Below are 21,377 nucleotides of genomic sequence, written 5' to 3' on the forward strand. Positions count from 1 at the left end.
TCCCGTCAGACCTCTTCGACGCTGCTCGGCTCGCGCCGGGACAGGTCGATGCCGAGCTCCTCCGCAGCGCGGAAGACGTCCTCGTCGGTGTCACGCATCTCGATGGACATGCCGTCGCTGGACAGCACCTCCACGTTCAGGCACAGGGACTGCATCTCCTTGATGAGGACCTTGAAGGACTCGGGGATGCCCGGCTCGGGGATGTTCTCGCCCTTGACGATGGCCTCGTAGACCTTCACACGGCCGGTGACGTCGTCGGACTTGATGGTCAGCAGCTCCTGGAGGGCGTATGCGGCGCCGTACGCCTCCAGCGCCCACACCTCCATCTCACCGAAGCGCTGGCCACCGAACTGGGCCTTACCGCCCAGCGGCTGCTGGGTGATCATCGAGTACGGACCGGTCGAGCGGGCGTGCAGCTTGTCGTCGACCAGGTGGTGCAGCTTGAGGATGTACATGTAGCCGATCGAGATCGGCTCCGGGAACGGCTCACCGGAGCGGCCGTCGAACAGCCGCGCCTTACCGCTCGGGAGCACCATGCGCTCGCCGTCGCGGTTCGGGACGGTGTGCTCCAGCAGACCGCTGAGCTCGTCCTCACGGGCACCGTCGAAGACGGGGGTCGCCACGTTCGTCCGGGGCTCGACACGGTCGGCGCCGATCACCTGGAGGCGCTCGGCCCACTCCGCCTCGAGGCCGGAGACGTCCCAGCCCTGGCTGGCGAGCCAGCCGAGGTGGATCTCCAGTACCTGTCCCGGGTTCATTCGGGACGGCACACCCAGCGGGTTGAGGATGATGTCGACCGGGGTGCCGTCCTCCAGGAACGGCATGTCCTCGATCGGCAGGATCTTCGAGATGACGCCCTTGTTGCCGTGGCGGCCGGCGAGCTTGTCACCGTCGGTGATCTTGCGCTTCTGCGCGACGTAGACGCGCACCAGCTGGTTCACACCGGGGGGAAGCTCGTCGCCCTCCTCGCGGTCGAAGACGCGCACACCGATGATCTTGCCGATCTCGCCGTGCGGCACCTTCAGCGAGGTGTCACGGACCTCACGGGCCTTCTCACCGAAGATCGCGCGCAGCAGGCGCTCCTCGGGGGTCAGCTCGGTCTCACCCTTGGGCGTGACCTTGCCGACGAGGATGTCGCCGGCGACGACCTCGGCACCGATGCGGATGATGCCGCGCTCGTCGAGGTCGGCGAGGACCTCCTCGGAGACGTTCGGGATGTCCCGGGTGATCTCCTCGGGGCCGAGCTTGGTGTCACGGGCGTCGACCTCGTGCTCCTCGATGTGGATCGAGGAGAGGACGTCGTCCTGCACGAGGCGCTGCGACAGGATGATCGCGTCCTCGTAGTTGTGGCCCTCCCACGGCATGAACGCGACCAGCAGGTTCTTGCCGAGCGCCATCTCGCCGTTCTCGGTGGCCGGACCGTCGGCGAGGACCTGGCCCTCGACGACGCGGTCGCCCTCGTTGACGATGACCTTCTGGTTGACCGAGGTGCCCTGGTTGGAGCGGGCGAACTTGGCCAGACGGTACGTGATGTACGTGCCGTCGTCGTTGGTGGTGGTGATGTAGTCCGCGGAGACCTCCTGGACCACACCCGACTTCTCGGCCTTGACCACGTCACCGGCGTCGGCGGCGGAGCGGTACTCCATGCCGGTGCCGACGAGCGGGGCCTCGGACCTGATCAGCGGCACGGCCTGACGCATCATGTTCGCGCCCATGAGGGCACGGTTGGCGTCGTCGTGCTCGAGGAAGGGGATCATGGCGGTCGCGACCGACACCATCTGGCGCGGCGAGACGTCCATGTAGTCGACCTCGTCGGGGCTGACGTAGTCGACCTCGCCGCCCTTGCGGCGGACCAGCACGCGGGCCTCGGCGAACCGCAGGTCGTCGGTGAGCGGCGCGTTGGCCTGCGCGATGACGAAGCGGTCCTCCTCGTCGGCGGTCAGGTAGTCGACGTCGTCGGTGACCTGGCCGTCGCTCACGTTGCGGTAGGGGGTCTCGACGAAACCGAACGCGTTGACCCGGCCGTAGGAGGCGAGCGAGCCGATCAGACCGATGTTCGGGCCTTCGGGCGTCTCGATCGGGCACATGCGGCCGTAGTGCGAGGGGTGCACGTCACGGACCTCGAAGCCGGCCCGCTCACGGGAGAGACCACCCGGGCCGAGCGCGGACAGACGACGCTTGTGCGTCAGCCCGGACAGCGGGTTGTTCTGGTCCATGAACTGGGACAGCTGGCTGGTGCCGAAGAACTCCTTGATGGAGGCGACGACCGGCCGGATGTTGATCAGGGTCTGCGGCGTGATCGCCTCGACGTCCTGCGTGGTCATGCGCTCACGCACGACGCGCTCCATCCGGGCCAGACCCGTACGGACCTGGTTCTGGATGAGCTCGCCGACGCTGCGCAGGCGCCGGTTGCCGAAGTGGTCGATGTCGTCCGTCTCGACGACGATGGTCTGGCCGCTGTCACCGACGGTCTCGATCTCACCGGCGTGCAGCTTCACCAGGTACTTGATCGTCGAGATGACGTCCTCGACGGTCAGCACGCCCGCGTCGAGCGGCGCGTCGGCACCCAGCTTCTTGTTGACCTTGTAGCGGCCGACCTTGGCCAGGTCGTAGCGCTTGGGGTTGAAGTAGAGGTTCTCGAGCAGCGTCTGCGCGGCCTCGCGGGTGGGGGGCTCGCCCGGACGCAGCTTGCGGTAGATGTCGAGCAGCGCGTCGTCCTGGCCCTGGGTGTGGTCCTTCTCCAGGGTGGCGCGCATGGACTCGTACTCGCCGAACTCCTCGAGGATCTGCTCGGTGGTCCAGCCGAGCGCCTTGAGCAGGACGGTGACGGACTGCTTGCGCTTGCGGTCGACGCGGACGCCGACCATGTCGCGCTTGTCGATCTCCATCTCCAGCCAGGCACCCCGGGACGGGATGATCTTGGCGGAGAAGATGTCCTTGTCGGACGTCTTGTCGATGCTGGAGTCGAAGTAGACACCCGGCGAACGGACCAGCTGCGACACCACGACACGCTCGGTGCCGTTGATGACGAAGGTGCCCTTGTTCGTCATGAGCGGGAAGTCGCCCATGAAGACGGTCTGGGACTTGATCTCGCCGGTCTCGTTGTTGGTGAACTCGGCGGTGACGAAGAGCGGCGCCGCGTACGTGAAGTCACGGTCCTTGCACTCGTCGATGGAGTTCTTCGGCGGCTCGAAGCGGTGATCGCGGAAGGTCAGCGACATCGACCCGGAGAAGTCCTCGATCGGGGAGATCTCCTCGAAGATCTCCTCCAGACCGGACTTGGTGGGGACGTCCTGACCGCTGTCCAGAGCGGCCTCGACGCGAGCCTTCCAGGCGTCGTTGCCGAGCAGCCAGTCGAAGCTCTCGGTCTGCAGCGCGAGAAGGTTCGGAACCTCGAGGGGCTCCTTGATCTTTGCAAAGGAGATGCGCAGCGGGGCGGTGCTGGCAGCGTTGTTCGTATTCGCGGTCGAGGCATTGCGCGAGGCGGCCAAGAGGGGGTCCTTCCGAGGGCTCGGACTCACTACGCGCGTGCCGGCCCCCCACGGGACACGATGTCGGACGCTTCTCCGTCCGACCGGAAAAGGCCAGGTCAGAGAGGTCTGATCGTCTGTGCTCAAGTGAGGGCAGACCCCTGGTGACGGGCAGGGGACAGCTAACAGGCAGCGCAAAGGGTCAGTGTAGCCACTTGGCACACTGATGTCCAGTGCGGGTTTTCGAGACCCTCAAAGGCCCTCGTTGTTCTCAACTCCTGCGGCACGCTCGTGCCCTCGACGCACCGTGATCCTGCCCTCTTCGCCGTCGATCCATGCCTCGGATTCGGATCCTTGTGACGACGCGTCCTGAGAATTGCGCGCTGCGTGCGGTTCGTCAAGGCCCCCCTTGCCCGAACCGCCTCTCAACAGGCGATTCTTCGCGGCCCGCGGAGGTCCGCATCGAAGATCACCATACCCCCCGCCGTCCCGGGGGCAAGGCAGCCGCCGCCGGGCCCCGGACACACCGAGGAGCGACCACCCGGTTGGATGATCGCTCCTCGGCGCTTGCGCGTTACACGTCCCGCTGGACGCGGTGCGGAACCGGCTCAGCCGGGCCGCAGGAGTCCTGTCGGACCCGGAAGGTCTTACTTGACCTCGACGGAGGCGCCGGCGCCCTCGAGGGCCTCCTTGGCCTTGTCGGCGGCTTCCTTGTTGACCTTCTCGACGACGGGCTTCGGGGCGCCGTCGACCAGGTCCTTGGCCTCCTTCAGGCCGAGGGAGGTCAGCTCGCGCACGACCTTGATGACCTGGATCTTCTTGTCGCCGGCACCGGTGAGGATGACGTCGAACTCGTCCTTCTCCTCGGCCTGCTCGACCGGGGCGGCCGGGCCGGCCGGGCCGGCGACGGCGACCGCGGCGGCGGCGGTGACGTCGAACTTCTCCTCGAAGGCCTTCACGAACTCGGAGAGCTCGATGAGGGTCATGCCCTCGAACTGGGCCAGCAGCTCGTCCTGGGTGAGCTTCGCCATGATGGCGGTCCTTCCGCTAAATCGGCAGATGCCGGATGTACTGGGTGAGGCGGGCGTGTGCCTTACGGCATTACTGCGTAGACGTCGGGCCCGCGTCGACCCTCACCTCATGCGGTGAGGGTCGGAAAGCGAGCCGAATTACTCGGCACCGCCCTGCTCGTCCTGCTTGGCACGGAGCGCGTCCACGGTGCGGACGAGCTTCGACGGCAGCGCCTGGAAGAGCTGAGCAGCCTGGGACTGCTTGCCCTTGAAGGCACCGGCCAGCTTGGAGAGCAGAACCTCGCGGGACTCGAGGTCCGCAAGCTTCTTGATCTCGTCGGCGGACAGCGCCTTGCCGTCAAGGACACCGCCCTTGATGACGAGATTCGGGTTGTCCTTGGCGAAGTCACGGAGACCCTTCGCCGACTCCACCGGGTCACCGGTGACGAAGGCGACCGCCGTCGGACCAGCGAAGAGCTGGTCGTCCAGCGTGATCCCGGCCTCGTCGGCCGCAATCTTGGTCAGCGTGTTCTTCACCACGGCGTACTGGGCGTTCTCACCGAGCGAACGACGCAGCGTCTTGAGCTGCGCCACGGTGAGACCGCGGTACTCGGTCAGCACGGCGGCGTTGGAGCTGCGGAACTTGTCCGTCAGCTCGGCAACCGCAGCAGCCTTGTCGGGCCTCGCCATAGAGTCTCGGCCTCCTTCCGGGTGATTCGGACCGCGCGGACCCGAAGGAGGACTGGGAAAACGAAACGCCCCGGGCGCAGGCGCACGGGGCGAGGCTCAACCGGTGATTCGCATCCTCGCGGCAGCGAATTCCGGGAACTCTTCCACTGTCACCTGCGCGGGCCGTCCGCAGTTCAGCGGATCCTTCGGCCACCGCACTCCCTGACGAGGGCGCGGCAACAACCAGCGGTCTTTGGCTTCTTCAGGAGAGTACGGGAACGGATCGCCGCGAGGCAAATCCGTTCCCCGGGGCCGGTTCGCCGGTCCGGTCCGGGCCGGTCAGCCCTGCTCCGCTTCCTTCATCATCTCGGCCAGGTCGGCGGTCTCCTCGGCCGGCGGGGCCTCGACCGTCACCGGCTTGTTGACGTCGAGGAACTTGATGGTCATGTCCAGCGGGCCCTGGGTGGCGTCGCCGCGCATCCGGAACTGCTTGGTGTGGTCCTCACCGTCGACCCACATGTCCATCGTGAGCGACTCGACGCCCATCTTCTCGTACTGCTCGATGCTCTTCTCGCCGGTCTCGGCGGCCTTGGCGTCCTTCTTCTTGAGCGAGTCGCGCAGGTCGTCGAGGGTGATGGTGCCCGAGTAGTGGGTGGTCTCGACCCCGTCGATCTTCTCGGTGCCGACCTTCTTCACGTCCTTGGCGCCGGTGAGGAAGGTCGACTCGGCGGCCGGGTTCTGCTCGGCCTGGCCGGGGGTGCCGAGCTCGTTCAGCTCCGCGTCGGCGCCGAGTTCGGCCATGTCGAACTTCATCCAGCTCTTGCCGTCCATCTCCTTGGCCATCTCGGCGCCGCCGCCGATGTACATGGCCTTGTCGACGAGCCGGATCTCCACCTTGCCCTGGGTGCCCGCGTCGGGCGCCGTCATCTGCATGCTCATGGCGACATCGGGCTTGACCCGCATCGACGCCTCGGCCTCGATCTTGCCCTGTGCCGGGACCTGACCGGTCATCGTGTACCGGAAGGACGTGATGTCCTCGCTGTTCTTCGCCGCCTTGGCCACGGCCGCCGCCGGCGTCATCTCGGGCGACTCCTCGGAGCCACCGGAACAGCCGACCGCGCCGGCCGCAAGAACGAGTGCGGTGAGTCCGGCAGCAGGTACGGAATTTCTCATCGAATCCCCCAGGTCCTCGGTTCCCCCCAGGGAACACATAGCTTGTACACAGCAAGGGTTTTGACCCTATCCCACACCTCTGACAGCGGCCTTCGAGTTCTGCCGGAGGCTCCCGTAGGGCCCGGGGATGCGGCGGGCGGGCGGGCTCAGGGGGCGGCGCGAGGGCCGTCCAGGACGTCCGTGGCGTCCTGGGTGTCGGCGGCGGGGGGAGCCTCGGTCGTCACCTTCACGCCGTAGTCGGCGTAGTACGCGGTCTGGGTGAGCCGGCCCGTCGCCGTCTTCGCCCGTTCCACCTTCTTGACCAGCAGGTCCCGGTCGTCGACCCAGACGTCCACCGTCTGGGTGGTGACCCCGGCCCTGATCAACTGCTGCGTCAGATCCGCCAGTTCGGCCGAGCGTCCCGTCCCGGGGCCCGGGTTCCGGGTCTTCAGGCGGGCCGGCTCCACCGTGCCCGAGTAGCGCGTGGCGGGTGTGCCCCGTACCCGTTCCTCACCGACCCTCCGCACGTCGCCGGAGGCCAGCAGCAGCTTCACGCACTGCTGGGGGGTGAAGCCGCGGATCTGGTCCCCGAGACCGGCGGCTCCGCCGCCTGCGACGTCCTCGAGGTCGTCGTGGCCGTACCGGATCCAGGGCCCGCCGCCCGTCCGCGCGGCGAACGTGTCGCCCACGCGCGCGTAGTAGGCGTCGGGCAGATAGCGGGCCTCCATCGACGTGCTGCCGAGGCGGCGCATGGCGTCGGCCACCGCGCCGTCCGTGTACGTGATGGTCAGGGTGCCGACGAGGCCGTCACCCCAGGCGAGGGTGCCGTCGGCCGTCATGGACATCAGCGAGCCCATGGCCGTGGTGGACTCGACGCGGGCGGACCCGGCGCCGGCGGTGGAGCGTTCGGCGGACCGCAGCGCCATGACGGACCGCAGGCGGGACGCCTCGTCCCGCTGTCCGGCGCCGGTGTCGGTGTCGGTGTCGGCACCACGATCGCCGGAAGGGCCGGCCGAGCCGGAAGGGCCGAGGACGGCCGAGGAGGTGCAGGCGGAGATCACGGTCAGCGTGGTCAGCGCCGTGAGCGCGACCGTCGCCGCGAGCACGAGTCCCGTACGGCGCACGGTCGTGATCGTCATCGGTCCCGGTCCCACCCCTGCGCGCCCCCACTCTCTCCCGTGCGAACCCCGTGGTCGCACCGTAGCGCAGACCACCCGGCACACCTACCGGAACCGGAACGGGCCCCGCACCCGCAGCAGGGACGCTGCGGACACGGGGCCCGTGACCGATCGGGACGAGCCGTCAGGCTCAGACCGCCGCCGGGTCCTCCTCGACGAGGAGGTTGCGGGTGCGGTTCGGGTCGAGCGGAATGCCGGGACCCATCGTGGTGGTCATCCCGGCCTTCTTGATGTAGCGGCCCTTCGCGGCGGACGGCTTCAGACGGAGGATCTCGTCCAGCGCGGCGCCGTAGTTCTCCACCAGCTTGGTCTCGTCGAAGGACGTCTTGCCGATGATGAAGTGCAGGTTCGAGTGCTTGTCGACGCGGAACTCGATCTTGCCACCCTTGATCTCGGTGACGGCCTTGGTGACGTCCGGGGTCACGGTGCCGGTCTTGGGGTTCGGCATGAGACCACGGGGACCGAGCACGCGGCCGAGGCGGCCGACCTTGCCCATGAGGTCCGGGGTGGCGACGACGGCGTCGAAGTCCAGACGGCCCTTCGACACCTCGTCGATCAGTTCGTCGGCGCCGACGATGTCGGCGCCCGCGGCACGCGCGGCCTCGGCACGGTCGCCGGTCGCGAAGACCAGGACCCGGGCGGTCTTGCCGGTGCCGTGCGGGAGGTTCACGGTGCCACGGACCATCTGGTCGGCCTTACGCGGGTCGACACCCAGACGGAAGGCGACCTCGACGGTGCCGTCGAACTTGGACGTGGAGGTCTCCTTGGCGAGACGGACGGCCTCGAGCGGGGCGTACAGCTTCTCCCGGTCGATCTTGGCGTCCGCAGCGCGGAGAGACTTGCTGCGCTTGCTCACTTAAAGCTCCTGTGGGTTCTTAGGAGTCGTGGTCCGGGCCGAGCGGGCCCTTCCACACTTCTGCCTGGCTTACGGGGGTGGAGATCAGCCCTCGACCGTGACGCCCATGGAACGGGCGGTGCCGGCGATGATCTTCTCGGCGGCGTCCAGGTCGTTGGCGTTGAGGTCGGGCAGCTTGGTGGTGGCGATCTCGCGGACCTGGTCACGCGTGATCTTCGCGACCTTGGTCAGGTGCGGCTCGCCGGAGCCCTTGTCCACACCCGCGGCCTTGAGGATCATCTTGGCGGCCGGCGGAGTCTTGGTGATGAAGGTGAAGGAACGGTCCTCGTAGACCGTGATCTCCACCGGGATGACCCAGCCACGCTGCGACTCGGTCGCGGCGTTGTAGGCCTTGCAGAACTCCATGATGTTGACGCCGTGCTGACCCAGCGCGGGGCCGACCGGCGGAGCCGGGTTGGCGGCACCGGCCTGGATCTGGAGCTTGATGAGCCCCGTGACCTTCTTCTTCTTGGGAGGCATGGCTCTCCGGGTCCTTTCCATTCGGGTCCTGCCTGCGCGACGGGACCAGCCCGGACGCAGGCATACCGCACAACGATAGCGGGTATGGATGTGCGGCCAAAAACCGCGCAGGTCAGGCGGGCGCCTGAGCGTTCGCCTGACCTGCGCGGAAGCGGTTGTCCTGGACTCTGCCCAGCGGAGCCGGCAGAGCCGGCGGTTCGGGGTGGGTCAGTTCTTCTGGATCTGGTCGAAGGAGAGCTCGACCGGCGTCTCGCGGCCGAAGATCTCCACCAGGCCCTTGACCTTCTTGGAGTCCGGGTTGATCTCGTTGATGGTCGCCTGGAGCGTGGCGAACGGACCGTCGGTGACGGTGACCGAGTCGCCGACCTCGAAGTCCAGCACCTGGACCTCGACCTTGCGCTGCGGAACCGGCTTGCCCTCGGCCTCGGCGGCCTCACGGGCGGCCTTCTCCTCGGCCTCCGGGGCCAGCATCTTGACGATCTCGTCCAGGGTCAACGGGTACGGGTTGAAGGCGTCACCGACGAAGCCCGTGACACCCGGCGTGTGACGCACCGCGCCCCAGGACTGGTCGGTGAGGTCCATGCGGACCAGGACGTAGCCGGGCAGCTTGTTCTGCTTGACCGTCTTACGCTCGCCGTTCTTGATCTGGACGATCTCTTCCTCGGGCACCTCGGCCTGATAGACGAGGTCCTCGACGTTGAGCGAGACGGCCCGCTGCTCCAGGTTGGCCTTCACGCGCTTCTCGTAGCCCGCGTAGGTGTGGATGACGTACCACTCGCCGGGCAGTGCCCGCAGTTCCTCGCGGAGCTTCTCCACCGGGTCACGGACGTCCTCGACCTCCCCGGCGGCTTCCTCGGTTCCGTCGGTCTCCCCGGCGGCGTCGGCTTCCTCGGTCTCGTCCGCGGCGGCGTCGGCAGCCTCGACCTCGGCGGAGGTCCCGGAGACCTCGCTGTCCGCGTCCTCGACGGCGTCGAGCTCGTCCTCGACGGACTCGGCCCCTTCGCCGCGAGGCTCAACGGCGTCGTTCACGTTCGGGTCAGACACGGTGGCTGCTTCTTCCTGGATACATAGGGGTGGAACACGCGAAAATGAGCGCCGGGTACCTCGGCGCTCTTCGCTGGCGGCTCAGCCGAAGACGTACTTGGCGGCGTGACCGAAACCGTAGTCGAACAAAGTGACCAGGCCGATCATGAAGACCACGAAGATGATCACTGCGGTGGTGTACGACGACAACTGGCTACGGGTCGGCCAGACGACCTTACGAAGCTCCGCCACAATCTGCCGGTAGAAGAGCGCGAGACGCTTCAGTGGGCCCTTCTTGGCCCGCTTGCCGCCCCTGCGGTTCTTCTTCCTGGCGTCCGGCGTATCGTCCTCGGCATCAGGCATGTCGATGGAGCCCACGGCGTCCGTCACTCGTCCTCACCTGATTCCGGGTCGTGGCCGTGCCGCGCCCGGTATGAGCCGCACGGCGATGCATTGCTGTACGTACATGCGTACACATCCTGGCTGAGGTGTGTGCAGCAGGGCCGGAGGGACTCGAACCCCCAACCGCTGGTTTTGGAGACCAGTGCTCTACCAATTGAGCTACGACCCTTTGTGTGTCCCCCAACGTACCGCATTCACACGGATGCTTGGTGTGCACCCGGCGAGCGCGGCCGGAGAAGGCCAACGAGGTGTGAGTGTACGTGTTCCGGCGCCGGGCGTCGAACAGAAAGCGCCCGTGACGGGTCTTCCGATGCAAGATCGTCCAGGCCGCGGGGCTCCGGAAGAACGGATACGGACTGGTGTTCAGCGGTTTACCGGTACCTGTTCAGTCCGTGAAACCCCCGTGCCGGGTGGGTTTCCGGTCTGGAACGATGGGTCCATGAGCGCTGCAACCCCTCCCACCGAGCGCCGGGTCTCCGCCCGCGTCGGTGCGATCTCCGAGTCCGCCACCCTCGCCGTGGACGCCAAGGCCAAAGCCCTCAAGGCCGCCGGGCGTCCGGTGATCGGCTTCGGCGCCGGTGAACCCGACTTCCCGACTCCGGACTACATCGTCGACGCCGCGATCGAGGCGTGCAGGAACCCGAAGTACCACCGGTACACGCCGGCCGGCGGACTGCCCGAGCTGAAGGCCGCGATCGCCGCGAAGACGCTGCGCGACTCCGGCTACGAGGTGGACCCCGCGCAGGTCCTCGTCACCAACGGCGGCAAGCAGGCCATCTACGAGGCCTTCGCCGCGATCCTCGACCCGGGGGACGAGGTCATCGTCCCGGCGCCGTACTGGACGACGTACCCGGAGTCGATCCGGCTGGCCGGCGGTGTCCCGGTCGAGGTCGTCGCCGACGAGACGACCGGCTACCGGGTCAGCGTGGAGCAGCTGGAGGCCGCGCGGACGGAGAGGACCAAGGTCGTCCTGTTCGTCTCCCCCTCCAACCCCACCGGCGCGGTCTACAGCGCCGAGGACGCCGAGGCGATCGGCCGCTGGGCGGTCGAGCACGGGCTGTGGGTGCTGACCGACGAGATCTACGAGCACCTGGTCTACGGCGACGCCGTCTTCACCTCGCTGCCCGCCGTCCTGCCCGAGCTGCGGGACAAGTGCATCGTGGTCAACGGCGTCGCCAAGACGTACGCGATGACCGGCTGGCGGGTCGGCTGGATCATCGGCCCGAAGGACGTCGTGAAGGCGGCGACCAACCTCCAGTCCCACGCCACGTCGAACGTGTCCAACGTCGCCCAGGTGGCGGCGCTGGCCGCGGTCTCCGGCTCCCTGGACGCGGTCGCCACGATGCGTGAGGCCTTCGACCGCCGGCGCCGGACCATCGTGCGGATGCTCAACGAGATCGACGGCGTGGTCTGCCCGGAGCCCGAGGGCGCGTTCTACGCCTACCCGTCGGTGAAGGCCCTGATCGGCAAGGAGATCCGGGGCAAGCGGCCGCAGAACTCCGTCGAACTGGCCGCGCTCATCCTGGAGGAGGTCGAGGTCGCGGTCGTACCCGGTGAGGCCTTCGGCACCCCGGGGTACCTGCGGTTGTCCTACGCGCTGGGCGACGAGGACCTGGTGGAGGGCGTGAGCCGGATCCAGAAGCTGCTGGCGGAGGCACGGGACTGAACCCACCCACCGCGGTTGCCCCGGCGGGCCGCCTCCCCTCGCGGGAGGCGGCCCGCTTCCGTTCACTAGGGCTCGTGTGCGAGCAAGACCACGTTCAGGGAAAGCGCTACCGGGGCTGCCGGGACGTGCGGCACCATCCTGGAATGGAACGTGTACGTGATGTCTCCCTGCTGCCGAAAGCCCACCTGCACCTGCACTTCACCGGGTCGATGCGGCCCGCCACCGTGCTGGAGCTGGCCGACAAGTACGGCGTGCGCCTCCCCGAGACGCTGACCGAGGCGCTGACCAGCGGGGAACCACCGAGTCTGCGGGCCACGGACGAGCGGGGCTGGTTCCGGTTCCAGCGGCTGTACGACGCCGCCCGCTCCTGCCTGAGGGAGCCGGAGGACATCTACCGGCTGGTGCTGGAGGCGGCGGAGGAGGACCTGAAGGACGGCTCGGGCTGGCTGGAGATCCAGGTGGACCCCACGTCGTACGCACCGCGGCTGGGCGGGCTGATTCCGGCGCTGGAGATCATCCTGGACGCGGTGGACGTGGCGCGGCGGGACACCGGGCTCGGGATCAGGGTGCTGGTCGCCGCGAACCGGATGAAGCACCACCTGGACGCGCGCACGCTGGCCCGGCTGGCGGTGCGGTACGCCGACCGGGGGGTCGTCGGGTTCGGCCTGTCCAACGACGAGCGGCGCGGAATGGCCCGGGACTTCGACCGGGCGTTCGCCATCGCGCGCGACGGCGGGCTGCTGTCGGCGCCGCACGGGGGTGAGCTGACCGGACCCGCGTCCGTGCGCGACTGCCTGGACGACCTGGAGGCCGACCGGATCGGGCACGGGGTGCGGGCGGCGGAGGACCCTCGGCTGCTGCAGCGGCTCGCGGACCGGCAGGTGACGTGCGAGGTGTGCCCGGCGTCGAATGTGGCGCTGGGGGTGTACGAGAAGCCGGGGGACGTGCCGTTGCGGCGGCTGTTCGAGGCGGGCGTGCCGCTCGCGCTGGGGGCGGACGATCCGTTGCTGTTCGGCTCGCGGCTGGCGGCGCAGTACGAGATCGCGCGCCGGTACCACGGGTTCACGGACGCGGAGCTGGCGGAGCTGGCGCGGCAGTCGGTGCGGGGGTCAGTGGCACCGGAGGACGTCAAGGCGGAGCTGCTGGCGGGGATCGACGCGTGGCTGGTGGGGCCGGGGACATGAGGGCGCGGCGGAGGGGCCCTGGCTGAGGGGGCCGGCGGTCAGAGGGTGACGCCCACGGTCACCGGCTCGTTGGTGAGGGTGATGCCGAAGGTCCGGTGGACGCCGGCCACGACCTCGCGGGCGAGGGTCAGGAGGTCCTCGGTGGTCGCGTGGCCGCGGTTGGTGAGGGCGAGGGTGTGCTTGGTGGAGATGCGGGCCGGGCCGTCGCCGTAGCCCTTGGTGAAGCCGGCCTTGTCGATCAGCCAGGCGGCGGAGGTCTTGGTGCGGCCCTCGCCCGCGGGGTACGCGGGGGGCTCCGTGCCGGGGCCGAGGAGCTGCCGCGCCCGGGTCCGGAAGGCCGTGAACTCCGCCGTGGTCAGGATGGGGTTGGTGAAGAAGGAGCCGGCCGACCAGGTGTCGTGGTCCGCGGGGTCCAGGACCATGCCCTTGCCCGCGCGGAGCCCCAGCACCGTCTCGCGGGCCGCGGCCAGGGGGACGCGGTCGCCCTGTTCCACGCCGAGGGCGCGGGCCGTCTCGGCGTACTTCACGGGACCGGAGAGGCCGCCGGCGTCCTCCAGGTCGAAGCGGACCCGCAGGACGACGTAGCGCTCGGGGTGGGCCTTGAAGCGGCTGTGGCGGTAGGAGAAGGCGCACTCCTCGTTGGCCAGGGTGACCGTCTCACCGGTGGTGCGGTCGTAGGCGACCACCTCGGTGATCGTGGAGGAGACTTCCTGGCCGTACGCGCCGACGTTCTGGATCGGGGTCGCGCCCGCCGAGCCGGGGATGCCGGCCAGGCATTCGATGCCGGCCAGTCCGGCCTCCACGGTGCGGGCGACGGCGTCGGTCCACACCTCACCCGCCGCCAGTTCCAGGCGGGTGCCGTCGAGGGTGACGCCCTGGGTGGCGACGACGAGCGCGGTGCCGTCGAAGCCCTTGTCGCCGACGACCAGGTTCGAGCCGCCGCCGATGAGCAGCAGGGGCGTGCCGTCGGCGTCGGCCTGGCGGACGACGGCGATCACCTCGTCGTCGGTCGTCGCGGTGACCAGCCTGGTCGCGGGTCCGCCCAGGCGGAACGTGGTCAGCGGGGCGAGGGGAGCGTCGTGGAGTTCCTGCACGGGCTCAAGACTAAGGCCCCCGCCGGAACGGGCCGGCGGGGGCGGTGGGCACGCGCGTGCCTTCACACGCGTGCCTTCGCGTGTCTTCAGGAGAGGCGGCGCCGCACCTCGGTCCAGTCGACGGGGAGGTCCTCGCTCTTCGCGGTCCAGCCGGCGAACTCGGCGCCGCGCATCTGCGCGGCGAGCCCTCGGGCGGTCGGCCCGTGCGGGCCGGTACGGGCGAACTCGCCGAGGGCCTTCTCGGACTCCCAGGCGGACAGGGTCCAGAAGGTCCGGCGCAGCGGCTCCGCCTTCAAGGCGGCTCCGTACGCGCCGGGAGCCCTGCTGACCTGCCGCCACACTCCGGGCGTCCTGAGGAGGAAGCGCAGGGCTCCCCAGAGGGTGCGGGTCTCGAAGCGGGAGGCGAAGACGTGCACGTCGATGTGGGGCGGCGGGGTGTTCGGGACGGTCCAGGGGAGGGTGGGCATGGCCGGGTCCTTCCGTGGTGGGAGTGGGCGCGGGTGCGCGGGTGCGTGGCGCTTCGGGGTGTTCAGGAGGCCGTTTCCAGCGCCGTCTCCGGCATCGGAGCGGCCGAGGGCGGGCGGGGGGCGGCGGGCCTGCGGCCCGGTATGAACAGAGTCGCGATGCCCGCGAGGGCGACTGCCGCGGCGCCGGTGACCAGCGCCGGCCGCATGCCGTCGACGAAGGCCTGGCCGGACTCGTAGCCGCCCCGGCCCGCGAAGATCGACGCCATGATCGCGATGCCGAGTACGCCGCCCACCTCGCGCAGGGCGTTGTGGGCTCCGGAGGCGATGCCCTGTTCCTTCGGGCGGACGCTGGACATCATCAGGTTGGCGGCCGGGGCGAAGTACAGCGCCATGCCGATGCCGCTGACGACCAGGGCGGGCAGCTGGGCGGCATAGGAGGCGTCGGCCGTCGCCACCACCGCGAGGTGGGCGAGACCGAGCGCCTGCAGGAACAGGCCCGTGGCGACGACCGGACGGCCGCCGACGCGGTCGGAGAGGAGGCCGGCGATCGGGGCGACGAGCATCGGCATGCCGGTCCAGGGCAGCATCCGCAGGCCCGCCTCGGTGGGCGAGTAGCCGAGTACGCCCTGCATGTACTGGCTGAGCAGGAAGATCGAGCCGAACATGCCGAGGAACATCAGCAGGCTCGCCGCGTTGATGCCGGAGAAGGCGCGGGAGCGGAACAGCCGCATCGGCAGCATGGGGTTCTTGGCCCGGACGCCGTGGTGGACGAAGCCGACGAGCAGTGCCGTCCCGGTGAACAGGCCGGTCAGGACGACGGTGCCGGTCCAGCCGTCGACGGGCCCGCGGACCAGGCCGTAGACGATGCCGAAGAGGCCGCCACCGGCGAGCAGGGTGCCGGGCAGGTCGAGCGGGGCTCCGGTGCCGTGGGACTCGGCGAGGCGCAGGCGGGCCAGCGGGATGAGGGCCAGGCCGAGCGGGACGTTCAGCCAGAAGATCCACTGCCAGGAGATGTGCTCGGTGAGGCTGCCGCCGACCAGTGGCCCCGAGGCCACGGCGAGGCCGTGCACGGCACCCCAGATGCCGTACGCCGTGCCGCGCCGGGCTTCGGGCACGGCCGCCGTGAGCAGGGTGAGGGTGAGGGGCATCATGACCGCGGCGCCGGCGCCCTGCACCGCGCGGGCGGCGATCAGGGAGTCGATGCCGGGTGCCATGGCCGCTGCGGCGGAGGCCGCGGTGAAGACGGTGATTCCGGCGATGAAGAGCCGGCGGCGGCCGAAGCGGTCGCCGAGGGCCGCACCGAACATCAGCAGGACGGCGAAGGTGAGCGTGTAGGCGCTCACGGTCCATTCCAGGTCGTGCAGGGCGCCGCCCAGGTCCTCGCGGATGGAGGGCAGGGCGGTGGTGACGACGAGGTTGTCGAGGGCCGCCATGAAGCCGGCGACGCTGGTGATGACGAGGGCCCAGACGGCCGTCCCGTCGCGTGCGGTGGTCTGTCGTGTCATCTGTGTCATCGCCCCCAGGGGATGATCTTGTTAGTTATTGATGACTAACTTTCGTGCTCATGAAAAGGCGGCGCCGGCCTCCCGCCCCTTCCCCCTCCGCTATCCCTCCGGCGCGTCCCTGAGCAGCGCCGACGGATCGAGCCCTTCCCAGACCCGGTGCCCGGCCGGGAACCCCATGGCGGCCAGACAGTTGATGAGCATGCCGTGCGCCATGAAATCCGTCGTCTCGCCGACGTCGGCTCCCAGCGCGAGGTGGACGACGTCCCACAGCCGCAGCCAACCGGCACGGACCGTCTCGCCGAACTCGTGGTCGCCCTCCTGCTCGGCGGCCGCCACCGCGAGGTACATCTGCATCTGCATCATCAGCAGCTCGGGGCGTTCCGCGATGGTCCGCGTGTAGGCGCTCGCCATGGCGTGCAGGGCCGCCTCGCCCTCCAGCCCCTCGGACGCCTCCGTGAACATGCGGATGGTGTCCGCCACGCAGCGCTCCGCCGCGGCCAGGAAGATGGCCTTCTTGCCCGGGAAGAGCCGGAAGAGATACGGCTGCGAGACGCCGACCCGCCGGGCGATCGCCTCGGTCGACGTGCCGTGGTAGCCGCCGCGGGCGAACTCGGCGCTCGCCGCGCGGACGATGCTCTCGCGCCGCTCCTCCGCACTCATCCTGACCATGCAGCGAAGTTAGTACTCACTCACTAACTACGTCAAGAGGTGAGACTCGGCGGAAGGAACCGGAACGGCGGGCTCCGTGGTGCCGCGCACCCAGGACGACACAAGGGGCGTCCTCCGTGGAGAACGCCCCTTGCTCGAGGGCCTGCGGGACTCAGGAACCGGTGGGACCCGGGATCTGCGGGGCTCGGAGACCTGCGGGTCAGGCGAGTCGTACGACCGCCCGGGACATCCCCAGCACCTTCTGCCCGGCGCTGGTCGCCGTGAGGTCGACACGGACCGTGCGCTCGTGCTCGTCGAGCTTGGCCGCGACTTTGCCGCTGACCTCGATGACGGCGCCCTGTTCGTCGTTGGGGACGACGACCGGCCGGGTGAAGCGAACGCCGTACTCGACGACCGCACCCGGGTCGCCCACCCAGTCGGTGACCACGCGGATCGCCTCGGCCATGGTGAACATGCCGTGCCCGATGACGTCGGGCAGGCCGACCTCCTTGGCGAACTTCTCGTTCCAGTGAATGGGGTTGAAGTCACCGGAGGCACCCGCGTACTGGACGAGGGTGGCCCGGGTCACGGGGAACGTCTGTGCGGGCAGCTCGGTGCCGACCTCGACGTCGGCGTAGGAGATCTTCGCCGTCATGATGCTGCTCACGCCTCCTCGGCGGCACGGGCCACCAGCTTGGTCCAGGCGGTCACGACGTGCTCGCCGGCCTCGTCGTGCACCTCGCCGCGGATGTCCAGGATGTCGTTGCCCGCCATCGACTTGACCGCCTCGATGGTCGAGGTCACGGTGAGCCGGTCTCCGGCGCGCACCGGGCGGCGGTAGGCGAACCTCTGGTCGCCGTGCACCACCCTGCTGTAGTCCAGACCGAGCCGGGGATCGGCGACGACCTCGCCGGCGGCCTTGAAGGTGATCGCGAACACAAAGGTCGGCGGGGCGATCACATCGGGGTGGCCGAGCGCCTTGGCGGCCTCCGCGTCCGTGTACGCCGGATTGGCGTCGCCCACCGCTTCGGCGAACTCGCGGATCTTCTCCCGGCCCACCTCATAGGGATCGGTGGGCGGGTAGCTCCGCCCCACGAAGGACTGGTCGAGCGCCATGCGCGCGGTACCTCCTGTGTCTGGTCCGGCCCTGGTCGGCCTGAATGGGTACGGCCACGGTCGGCCGGTGAGCAGAACGACGCGAGGCCGCCCCCTGACAACGGGGACGGCCTCGCGTACGAGCCTGATTTATCGCGTTTCGCGGTGCGCGGTGTGCGCATTGCAACGCGGGCAGTGCTTCTTCATCTCAAGTCGGTCCGGGTTGTTACGCCGGTTCTTCTTGGTGATGTAGTTCCGCTCCTTGCACTCCACGCAGGCCAGCGTGATCTTCGGGCGGACGTCGGTGGCAGCCACGTGAGTGCTCCTTGACGAACGGATAGACGATTGAACACAGAAAAGAGTAGCCGACCGAAGGACCGACCCCGCAATCGGCTACTGTATGTAGCGGTGACCGGACTTGAACCGGTGACACAGCGATTATGAGCCGCTTGCTCTACCGACTGAGCTACACCGCTGCGATGCGATCGGGCCCCGTCTCGCGACGGGAACCTCACACACCAGAGCCCCAAAACGGAATCGAACCGTTGACCTTCTCCTTACCATGGAGACGCTCTGCCGACTGAGCTATTGGGGCGAGCGATGAAGACATTACACGCTCCGCCGCCGTTCACCCAAATCCGTTTCGCGGCCCCTGTCCCATCCTGTGGCGCGCCCTTCCCGCGAGCGAAGCAGCCCCCACCCGACCACGCCGGTACGACTATTGCGCTCCTCCCGGCGAGGGGCGGGCCACCGCCCTAGGCTCGACTCACTCTGCGTGATCTTCTCTCTGTGTGATCCTGCGACAACCGCTCGCAGTCCGAGCCCCAGGAGCGCGATGCCCGACAGCCGGCCTCAGCCGCCGCCCCCCTCGTCGCCCTCGTCCTCCTGTGGCCCGACCGGCCCGGAGCCGCTCCTGCTGTGCGGCGCGCGGCTCACCGACGGCCGGACCGTGGACGTGCGGCTGGGCGGCGGACGCATCGAGGCGGTCGGTACGGCCGGCAGCCTGGCCCTGGACGCCGCCCGCGGGGGCGGCACCCGGGTCGATCTCGCCGGCCATCTGCTCCTCCCTGCCCCCGCCGAGCCGCACAGCCACGCCGACACCGCCCTCTCCGCCGACGCCGACGGCCCCGTCTCCTACGAGCCCCAGGACGTCCGGCGCCGGGCGACGGAGGCCGCACTGCTCCAGCTCGGGCACGGGGCGACGGCGCTGCGGGCACATGTGCGCGTGGACGACGTGACCGGGCTCGGCGCGCTGACCGCCGTACTGCAGGTCGAACACGCGCTGCGCGGGCTGACCGAGCTGACGACGGCGGCGATGCCTCGCGTGCTGACCGGGGCGGCCGGAGCGGACGGGCTCGCGATGCTGCGGGACGCGGTGAAGATGGGCGCGTCGGTGGTGGGCGGCTGTCCGGACCTCGACCCCGATCCCACGGGGTACGTGGAGGCGGTCCTGGAGGTCGCCGCCGAGCACGGCGTCCCCGTCGACCTGCACACCGACACCGCCGACCCCGCCCGCCTGGCCCGGCTCGCGGCGATGGCGGGCGGGCTGCGGCCGGGGGTGACGCTCAGCCCGTGCGGCGGCCTCGGACGGCTGTCCGCCGAAGCGGCCTCGCGGACCGCGGACCAACTGGCGGCGGCCGGGGTGACCGTGGTGTGCCTGCCGCAGGGCGGCTGCGGCAGCGTCGACCGCCGGGGCACGGCTCCCGTGCGGCTGCTGCGCTCGGCGGGCGTCCGGGTGGTGGCCGGAAGCGGTGCCCTGCGGGACGTGTCGAACCCGGTCGGCCGAGGCGACCCGCTGGAGGCGGCGTACCTGCTGGCCTCCCGTCACGGGCTGTCCCCCGAGGACGCCTACGACGCGGTGAGCACCTCGGCACGGGCGGCCCTGGGGCTCCCCGAGGTACGGGTGGAGGCGGGTTTCCCGGCCGAGCTCCTCGCGGTCCGCGGCGACCGGCTGCCGGCGGCTCTGTCACTGGCGTACAGCCGGATCGTGGTGCACCGAGGACGCGTGGTGACCCGCACGAGCGCGGTACGCGAGTACTGCGGTCCGACGACGGCACCTCCCATGGAGCCGGGACGGGGGCTGCCCCGGCAGGGACGTGGTGAGACGCTGTAGGCCGTAGGCCCGCCGCGCTCGGCCCGCCGCGCTCAGGAGGCCGTGTTCGGTACGTCGCGGGCGGATGCGATCGTCACGGCGTACGGTCGAAGGCATGCGCATTGTCATCGCTGGTGGTCATGGTCAGATCGCACTGCGGCTGGAGCGGTTGCTCGCCGCGCGCGGGGACGAAGTGGCGGGCATCATCCGCAAGCCCGAACAGGCCGACGCGCTGCGGCAACTCGGTGCCGAACCGGTCGTACTCGACCTGGAGTCGGCGTCGGTGGAGGAGGTCGCCGAGCAACTCCGGGGCGCGGACGCCGCGGTGTTCGCCGCGGGCGCCGGTCCGGGCAGCGGCGCGGCACGCAAGGAGACGGTGGACAAGGCCGCGGCGGTCCTCTTCGCCGACGCCGCGGTCCGTGCGGGCGTACGGCGGTTCGTGGTCGTCTCCTCCATGGGCGCGGACCCCGCCCACGAGGGGGACGAGGTCTTCGACGTGTACCAGCGCGCGAAGGGCGAGGCCGACGCGTACGTGCGCGGCCTGGACGCCCTCGACTGGACGATCCTGCGCCCCGGCATGCTCACCGACGAAGCCGGCACCGGCCTGGTCCGGCTGGAGGCGCACACCGATCGCGGCCCGATCCCCCGGGACGACGTGGCCGCCGTCCTGGCGGAGCTGGTGGAGAACGCCGCGACAGCGGGCCTGACCCTGGAACTGATCAGCGGGCCCGTACCGGTCTCGGTGGCGGTGAAGTCGGTCGCCGGCAACTGAGCCGCTCAGCCGCCGGCAGGCTTCCCGGGGCGGCTAGAACAGCGGCATCTGTCCCGGGAACTCCGGTACGGCGTATCCGTCCAGCGCGGGCTGCCCGGCACCGAGCCCGGCGTGTCGGCGGGACCCCGCGCACGAGGTGAGTTCCCCGCTCCCCCGGGCGCCGGGCGGATCGTGACGTGCGTACCGCCCGGCCACGACGGCGATCTCACGACGGCACTCGGGGCACTGCCTACGACGGGACGACATGGCGCCAGTGTCCCCCGCCCCTCGCCCCACAGCACACCCCATAAGCCGAAGACCCCCTCTGCACCGCGTTCCCGCGGTGCAGAGGGGGTCTTCCCTTGTGGCGGCGCCAGGATTCGAACCTGGGAAGGCTGAGCCGGCAGATTTACAGTCTGCTCCCTTTGGCCGCTCGGGCACACCGCCAAGGTTGCCGCCTCGAACCGCCTTGCGGTGGCGCTCCGTGGCAACGACGTAAACGATACCTGATGAGCAGGGGTGCTTCGCCACCCGATTGATCGCCGCCCGGAGGCCCGGGGGGTGACTAGGCTTGTGCGGATGGCGGCCCGGGACCG

General features: G+C 69.6%; 21 protein-coding genes and 4 tRNA genes. 4 read left to right on the forward strand and 21 right to left on the reverse strand.

All coding sequences use genetic code 11. The features are described from left to right. Positions 1 to 5: 5 nt before the first annotated feature. From rpoB to ACTWJ9_RS13255, 10 genes are all read right to left on the reverse strand, one after another. Positions 6 to 3,491 carry a DNA-directed RNA polymerase subunit beta gene (gene rpoB / locus ACTWJ9_RS13210; protein WP_279334452.1) on the reverse strand — a complete coding sequence of 1,162 codons (3,486 nt, stop codon included), beginning with the start codon at positions 3,489 to 3,491 and terminating at the stop codon, positions 6 to 8. A 626-nt stretch (positions 3,492 to 4,117) separates the two neighbouring features. Then, the gene (rplL, locus tag ACTWJ9_RS13215; RefSeq protein WP_279334453.1) at positions 4,118 to 4,501 is read right to left on the reverse strand and encodes a 50S ribosomal protein L7/L12; all 384 of its coding nucleotides are present in this window, start codon (positions 4,499 to 4,501) and stop codon (positions 4,118 to 4,120) included. Between the two features lie 138 nt (positions 4,502 to 4,639). Then, positions 4,640 to 5,170, reverse strand: coding sequence for a 50S ribosomal protein L10 (gene rplJ, locus ACTWJ9_RS13220; RefSeq protein WP_279334454.1), 531 nt, complete (start codon positions 5,168 to 5,170; stop codon positions 4,640 to 4,642). A gap of 318 nt (positions 5,171 to 5,488) precedes the next feature. Beyond that, the gene (locus ACTWJ9_RS13225; protein ID WP_279334455.1) at positions 5,489 to 6,322 is read right to left on the reverse strand and encodes an LppX_LprAFG lipoprotein; all 834 of its coding nucleotides are present in this window, start codon (positions 6,320 to 6,322) and stop codon (positions 5,489 to 5,491) included. 146 nt (positions 6,323 to 6,468) lie between these two features. Next, on the reverse strand, positions 6,469 to 7,440 hold the full coding sequence (locus ACTWJ9_RS13230; RefSeq protein WP_443295744.1) for a hypothetical protein: 972 nt from the start codon (positions 7,438 to 7,440) through the stop codon (positions 6,469 to 6,471). A 169-nt stretch (positions 7,441 to 7,609) separates the two neighbouring features. Continuing rightward, positions 7,610 to 8,335, reverse strand: a complete 726-nt coding sequence (gene rplA / locus ACTWJ9_RS13235) for a 50S ribosomal protein L1 (RefSeq protein WP_279334457.1) — start codon at positions 8,333 to 8,335, stop codon at positions 7,610 to 7,612. 84 nt (positions 8,336 to 8,419) lie between these two features. Beyond that, on the reverse strand, positions 8,420 to 8,854 hold the full coding sequence (gene rplK / locus ACTWJ9_RS13240) for a 50S ribosomal protein L11 (RefSeq protein ID WP_279334458.1): 435 nt from the start codon (positions 8,852 to 8,854) through the stop codon (positions 8,420 to 8,422). Between the two features lie 207 nt (positions 8,855 to 9,061). Continuing rightward, on the reverse strand, positions 9,062 to 9,898 hold the full coding sequence (gene nusG / locus ACTWJ9_RS13245; RefSeq protein WP_279334459.1) for a transcription termination/antitermination protein NusG: 837 nt from the start codon (positions 9,896 to 9,898) through the stop codon (positions 9,062 to 9,064). 81 nt (positions 9,899 to 9,979) lie between these two features. Then, positions 9,980 to 10,267: a preprotein translocase subunit SecE gene (secE, locus tag ACTWJ9_RS13250; protein WP_279334460.1), complete on the reverse strand. Its 288-nt coding sequence runs from the start codon at positions 10,265 to 10,267 to the stop codon at positions 9,980 to 9,982. Between the two features lie 108 nt (positions 10,268 to 10,375). After that, positions 10,376 to 10,448, reverse strand: a tRNA-Trp gene (locus tag ACTWJ9_RS13255). Between the two features lie 270 nt (positions 10,449 to 10,718). Here ACTWJ9_RS13255 and ACTWJ9_RS13260 point away from each other — a divergent pair. Both ACTWJ9_RS13260 and ACTWJ9_RS13265 read left to right on the forward strand, forming a co-directional pair. Continuing rightward, a complete protein-coding gene (locus ACTWJ9_RS13260) occupies positions 10,719 to 11,945 on the forward strand; it encodes a pyridoxal phosphate-dependent aminotransferase (protein ID WP_279334461.1) in 1,227 nt (408 codons plus the stop codon). A 143-nt stretch (positions 11,946 to 12,088) separates the two neighbouring features. After that, entirely contained in the window at positions 12,089 to 13,129 is a 1,041-nt protein-coding gene (locus tag ACTWJ9_RS13265) for an adenosine deaminase (protein ID WP_279334462.1), read from the forward strand. A 38-nt stretch (positions 13,130 to 13,167) separates the two neighbouring features. On the opposite strand, the gene ACTWJ9_RS13270 is transcribed toward ACTWJ9_RS13265, so the two are convergent. The 9 genes from ACTWJ9_RS13270 to ACTWJ9_RS13310 form a co-directional block, all read right to left on the reverse strand. Next, complete coding sequence (locus tag ACTWJ9_RS13270; protein ID WP_279334463.1) at positions 13,168 to 14,223, reverse strand: UDP-N-acetylmuramate dehydrogenase; 1,056 nt, start codon at positions 14,221 to 14,223, stop codon at positions 13,168 to 13,170. 86 nt (positions 14,224 to 14,309) lie between these two features. Continuing rightward, positions 14,310 to 14,690, reverse strand: a complete 381-nt coding sequence (locus tag ACTWJ9_RS13275; RefSeq protein WP_279334464.1) for a DUF3291 domain-containing protein — start codon at positions 14,688 to 14,690, stop codon at positions 14,310 to 14,312. 62 nt (positions 14,691 to 14,752) lie between these two features. Continuing rightward, complete coding sequence (locus ACTWJ9_RS13280) at positions 14,753 to 16,195, reverse strand: DHA2 family efflux MFS transporter permease subunit (RefSeq protein ID WP_443295882.1); 1,443 nt, start codon at positions 16,193 to 16,195, stop codon at positions 14,753 to 14,755. 99 nt (positions 16,196 to 16,294) lie between these two features. Further along, complete coding sequence (locus ACTWJ9_RS13285) at positions 16,295 to 16,864, reverse strand: TetR/AcrR family transcriptional regulator (RefSeq protein ID WP_279334465.1); 570 nt, start codon at positions 16,862 to 16,864, stop codon at positions 16,295 to 16,297. Positions 16,865 to 17,063: 199 nt separating this feature from the next. Then, positions 17,064 to 17,498, reverse strand: coding sequence for a MaoC family dehydratase (locus ACTWJ9_RS13290; protein WP_279337957.1), 435 nt, complete (start codon positions 17,496 to 17,498; stop codon positions 17,064 to 17,066). 8 nt (positions 17,499 to 17,506) lie between these two features. Further along, a complete protein-coding gene (locus tag ACTWJ9_RS13295) occupies positions 17,507 to 17,959 on the reverse strand; it encodes a MaoC family dehydratase N-terminal domain-containing protein (RefSeq protein WP_279334466.1) in 453 nt (150 codons plus the stop codon). Between the two features lie 129 nt (positions 17,960 to 18,088). Further along, positions 18,089 to 18,253, reverse strand: a complete 165-nt coding sequence (gene rpmG, locus ACTWJ9_RS13300; RefSeq protein ID WP_003948671.1) for a 50S ribosomal protein L33 — start codon at positions 18,251 to 18,253, stop codon at positions 18,089 to 18,091. An 88-nt stretch (positions 18,254 to 18,341) separates the two neighbouring features. Next, positions 18,342 to 18,414: transfer RNA gene (locus ACTWJ9_RS13305), tRNA-Met, on the reverse strand. A 46-nt stretch (positions 18,415 to 18,460) separates the two neighbouring features. Further along, positions 18,461 to 18,533, reverse strand: a tRNA-Thr gene (locus tag ACTWJ9_RS13310). A gap of 240 nt (positions 18,534 to 18,773) precedes the next feature. Between ACTWJ9_RS13310 and ACTWJ9_RS13315 the strand changes: the two genes are divergently transcribed. Continuing rightward, positions 18,774 to 20,051 (forward strand): amidohydrolase family protein, encoded by a 1,278-nt coding sequence (locus ACTWJ9_RS13315; protein ID WP_279334467.1) that lies wholly within the window; start codon positions 18,774 to 18,776, stop codon positions 20,049 to 20,051. A gap of 94 nt (positions 20,052 to 20,145) precedes the next feature. After that, on the forward strand, positions 20,146 to 20,802 hold the full coding sequence (locus ACTWJ9_RS13320; protein WP_279334468.1) for an NAD(P)H-binding protein: 657 nt from the start codon (positions 20,146 to 20,148) through the stop codon (positions 20,800 to 20,802). 33 nt (positions 20,803 to 20,835) lie between these two features. Here ACTWJ9_RS13320 and ACTWJ9_RS13325 read toward each other — a convergent pair whose 3' ends face one another. Then, positions 20,836 to 21,048 carry a hypothetical protein gene (locus ACTWJ9_RS13325; protein WP_279334469.1) on the reverse strand — a complete coding sequence of 71 codons (213 nt, stop codon included), beginning with the start codon at positions 21,046 to 21,048 and terminating at the stop codon, positions 20,836 to 20,838. Positions 21,049 to 21,146: 98 nt separating this feature from the next. Beyond that, positions 21,147 to 21,228, reverse strand: a tRNA-Tyr gene (locus ACTWJ9_RS13330). Positions 21,229 to 21,377: the final 149 nt, after the last annotated feature.

Source organism: Streptomyces sp. GDS52 (genome assembly GCF_052246875.1).
In the GTDB taxonomy this organism is placed as follows: Bacteria; Actinomycetota; Actinomycetes; order Streptomycetales; family Streptomycetaceae; genus Streptomyces; species Streptomyces cathayae.

What these genes read in the sequence shown, in the direction of transcription:
- rplL (WP_279334453.1), bottom strand. Translation starts at nt 4,501, where the DNA reads ATGGCGAAGCTCACCCAGGACGAGCTGCTGGCCCAGTTCGAGGGCATG.
- rplJ (WP_279334454.1), bottom strand. Translation starts at nt 5,170, where the DNA reads ATGGCGAGGCCCGACAAGGCTGCTGCGGTTGCCGAGCTGACGGACAAG.
- ACTWJ9_RS13225 (WP_279334455.1), bottom strand. Translation starts at nt 6,322, where the DNA reads ATGAGAAATTCCGTACCTGCTGCCGGACTCACCGCACTCGTTCTTGCG.
- rplK (WP_279334458.1), bottom strand. Translation starts at nt 8,854, where the DNA reads ATGCCTCCCAAGAAGAAGAAGGTCACGGGGCTCATCAAGCTCCAGATC.
- ACTWJ9_RS13295 (WP_279334466.1), bottom strand. Translation starts at nt 17,959, where the DNA reads ATGGCGCTCGACCAGTCCTTCGTGGGGCGGAGCTACCCGCCCACCGAT.
- ACTWJ9_RS13320 (WP_279334468.1), top strand. Translation starts at nt 20,146, where the DNA reads ATGCGCATTGTCATCGCTGGTGGTCATGGTCAGATCGCACTGCGGCTG.
- ACTWJ9_RS13230 (WP_443295744.1), bottom strand. Translation starts at nt 7,440, where the DNA reads ATGACGATCACGACCGTGCGCCGTACGGGACTCGTGCTCGCGGCGACG.
- ACTWJ9_RS13285 (WP_279334465.1), bottom strand. Translation starts at nt 16,864, where the DNA reads ATGGTCAGGATGAGTGCGGAGGAGCGGCGCGAGAGCATCGTCCGCGCG.
- ACTWJ9_RS13325 (WP_279334469.1), bottom strand. Translation starts at nt 21,048, where the DNA reads ATGTCGTCCCGTCGTAGGCAGTGCCCCGAGTGCCGTCGTGAGATCGCC.
- ACTWJ9_RS13265 (WP_279334462.1), top strand. Translation starts at nt 12,089, where the DNA reads ATGGAACGTGTACGTGATGTCTCCCTGCTGCCGAAAGCCCACCTGCAC.
- ACTWJ9_RS13290 (WP_279337957.1), bottom strand. Translation starts at nt 17,498, where the DNA reads ATGACGGCGAAGATCTCCTACGCCGACGTCGAGGTCGGCACCGAGCTG.
- ACTWJ9_RS13280 (WP_443295882.1), bottom strand. Translation starts at nt 16,195, where the DNA reads ATGACACGACAGACCACCGCACGCGACGGGACGGCCGTCTGGGCCCTC.
- ACTWJ9_RS13315 (WP_279334467.1), top strand. Translation starts at nt 18,774, where the DNA reads ATGCCCGACAGCCGGCCTCAGCCGCCGCCCCCCTCGTCGCCCTCGTCC.
- ACTWJ9_RS13275 (WP_279334464.1), bottom strand. Translation starts at nt 14,690, where the DNA reads ATGCCCACCCTCCCCTGGACCGTCCCGAACACCCCGCCGCCCCACATC.
- ACTWJ9_RS13260 (WP_279334461.1), top strand. Translation starts at nt 10,719, where the DNA reads ATGAGCGCTGCAACCCCTCCCACCGAGCGCCGGGTCTCCGCCCGCGTC.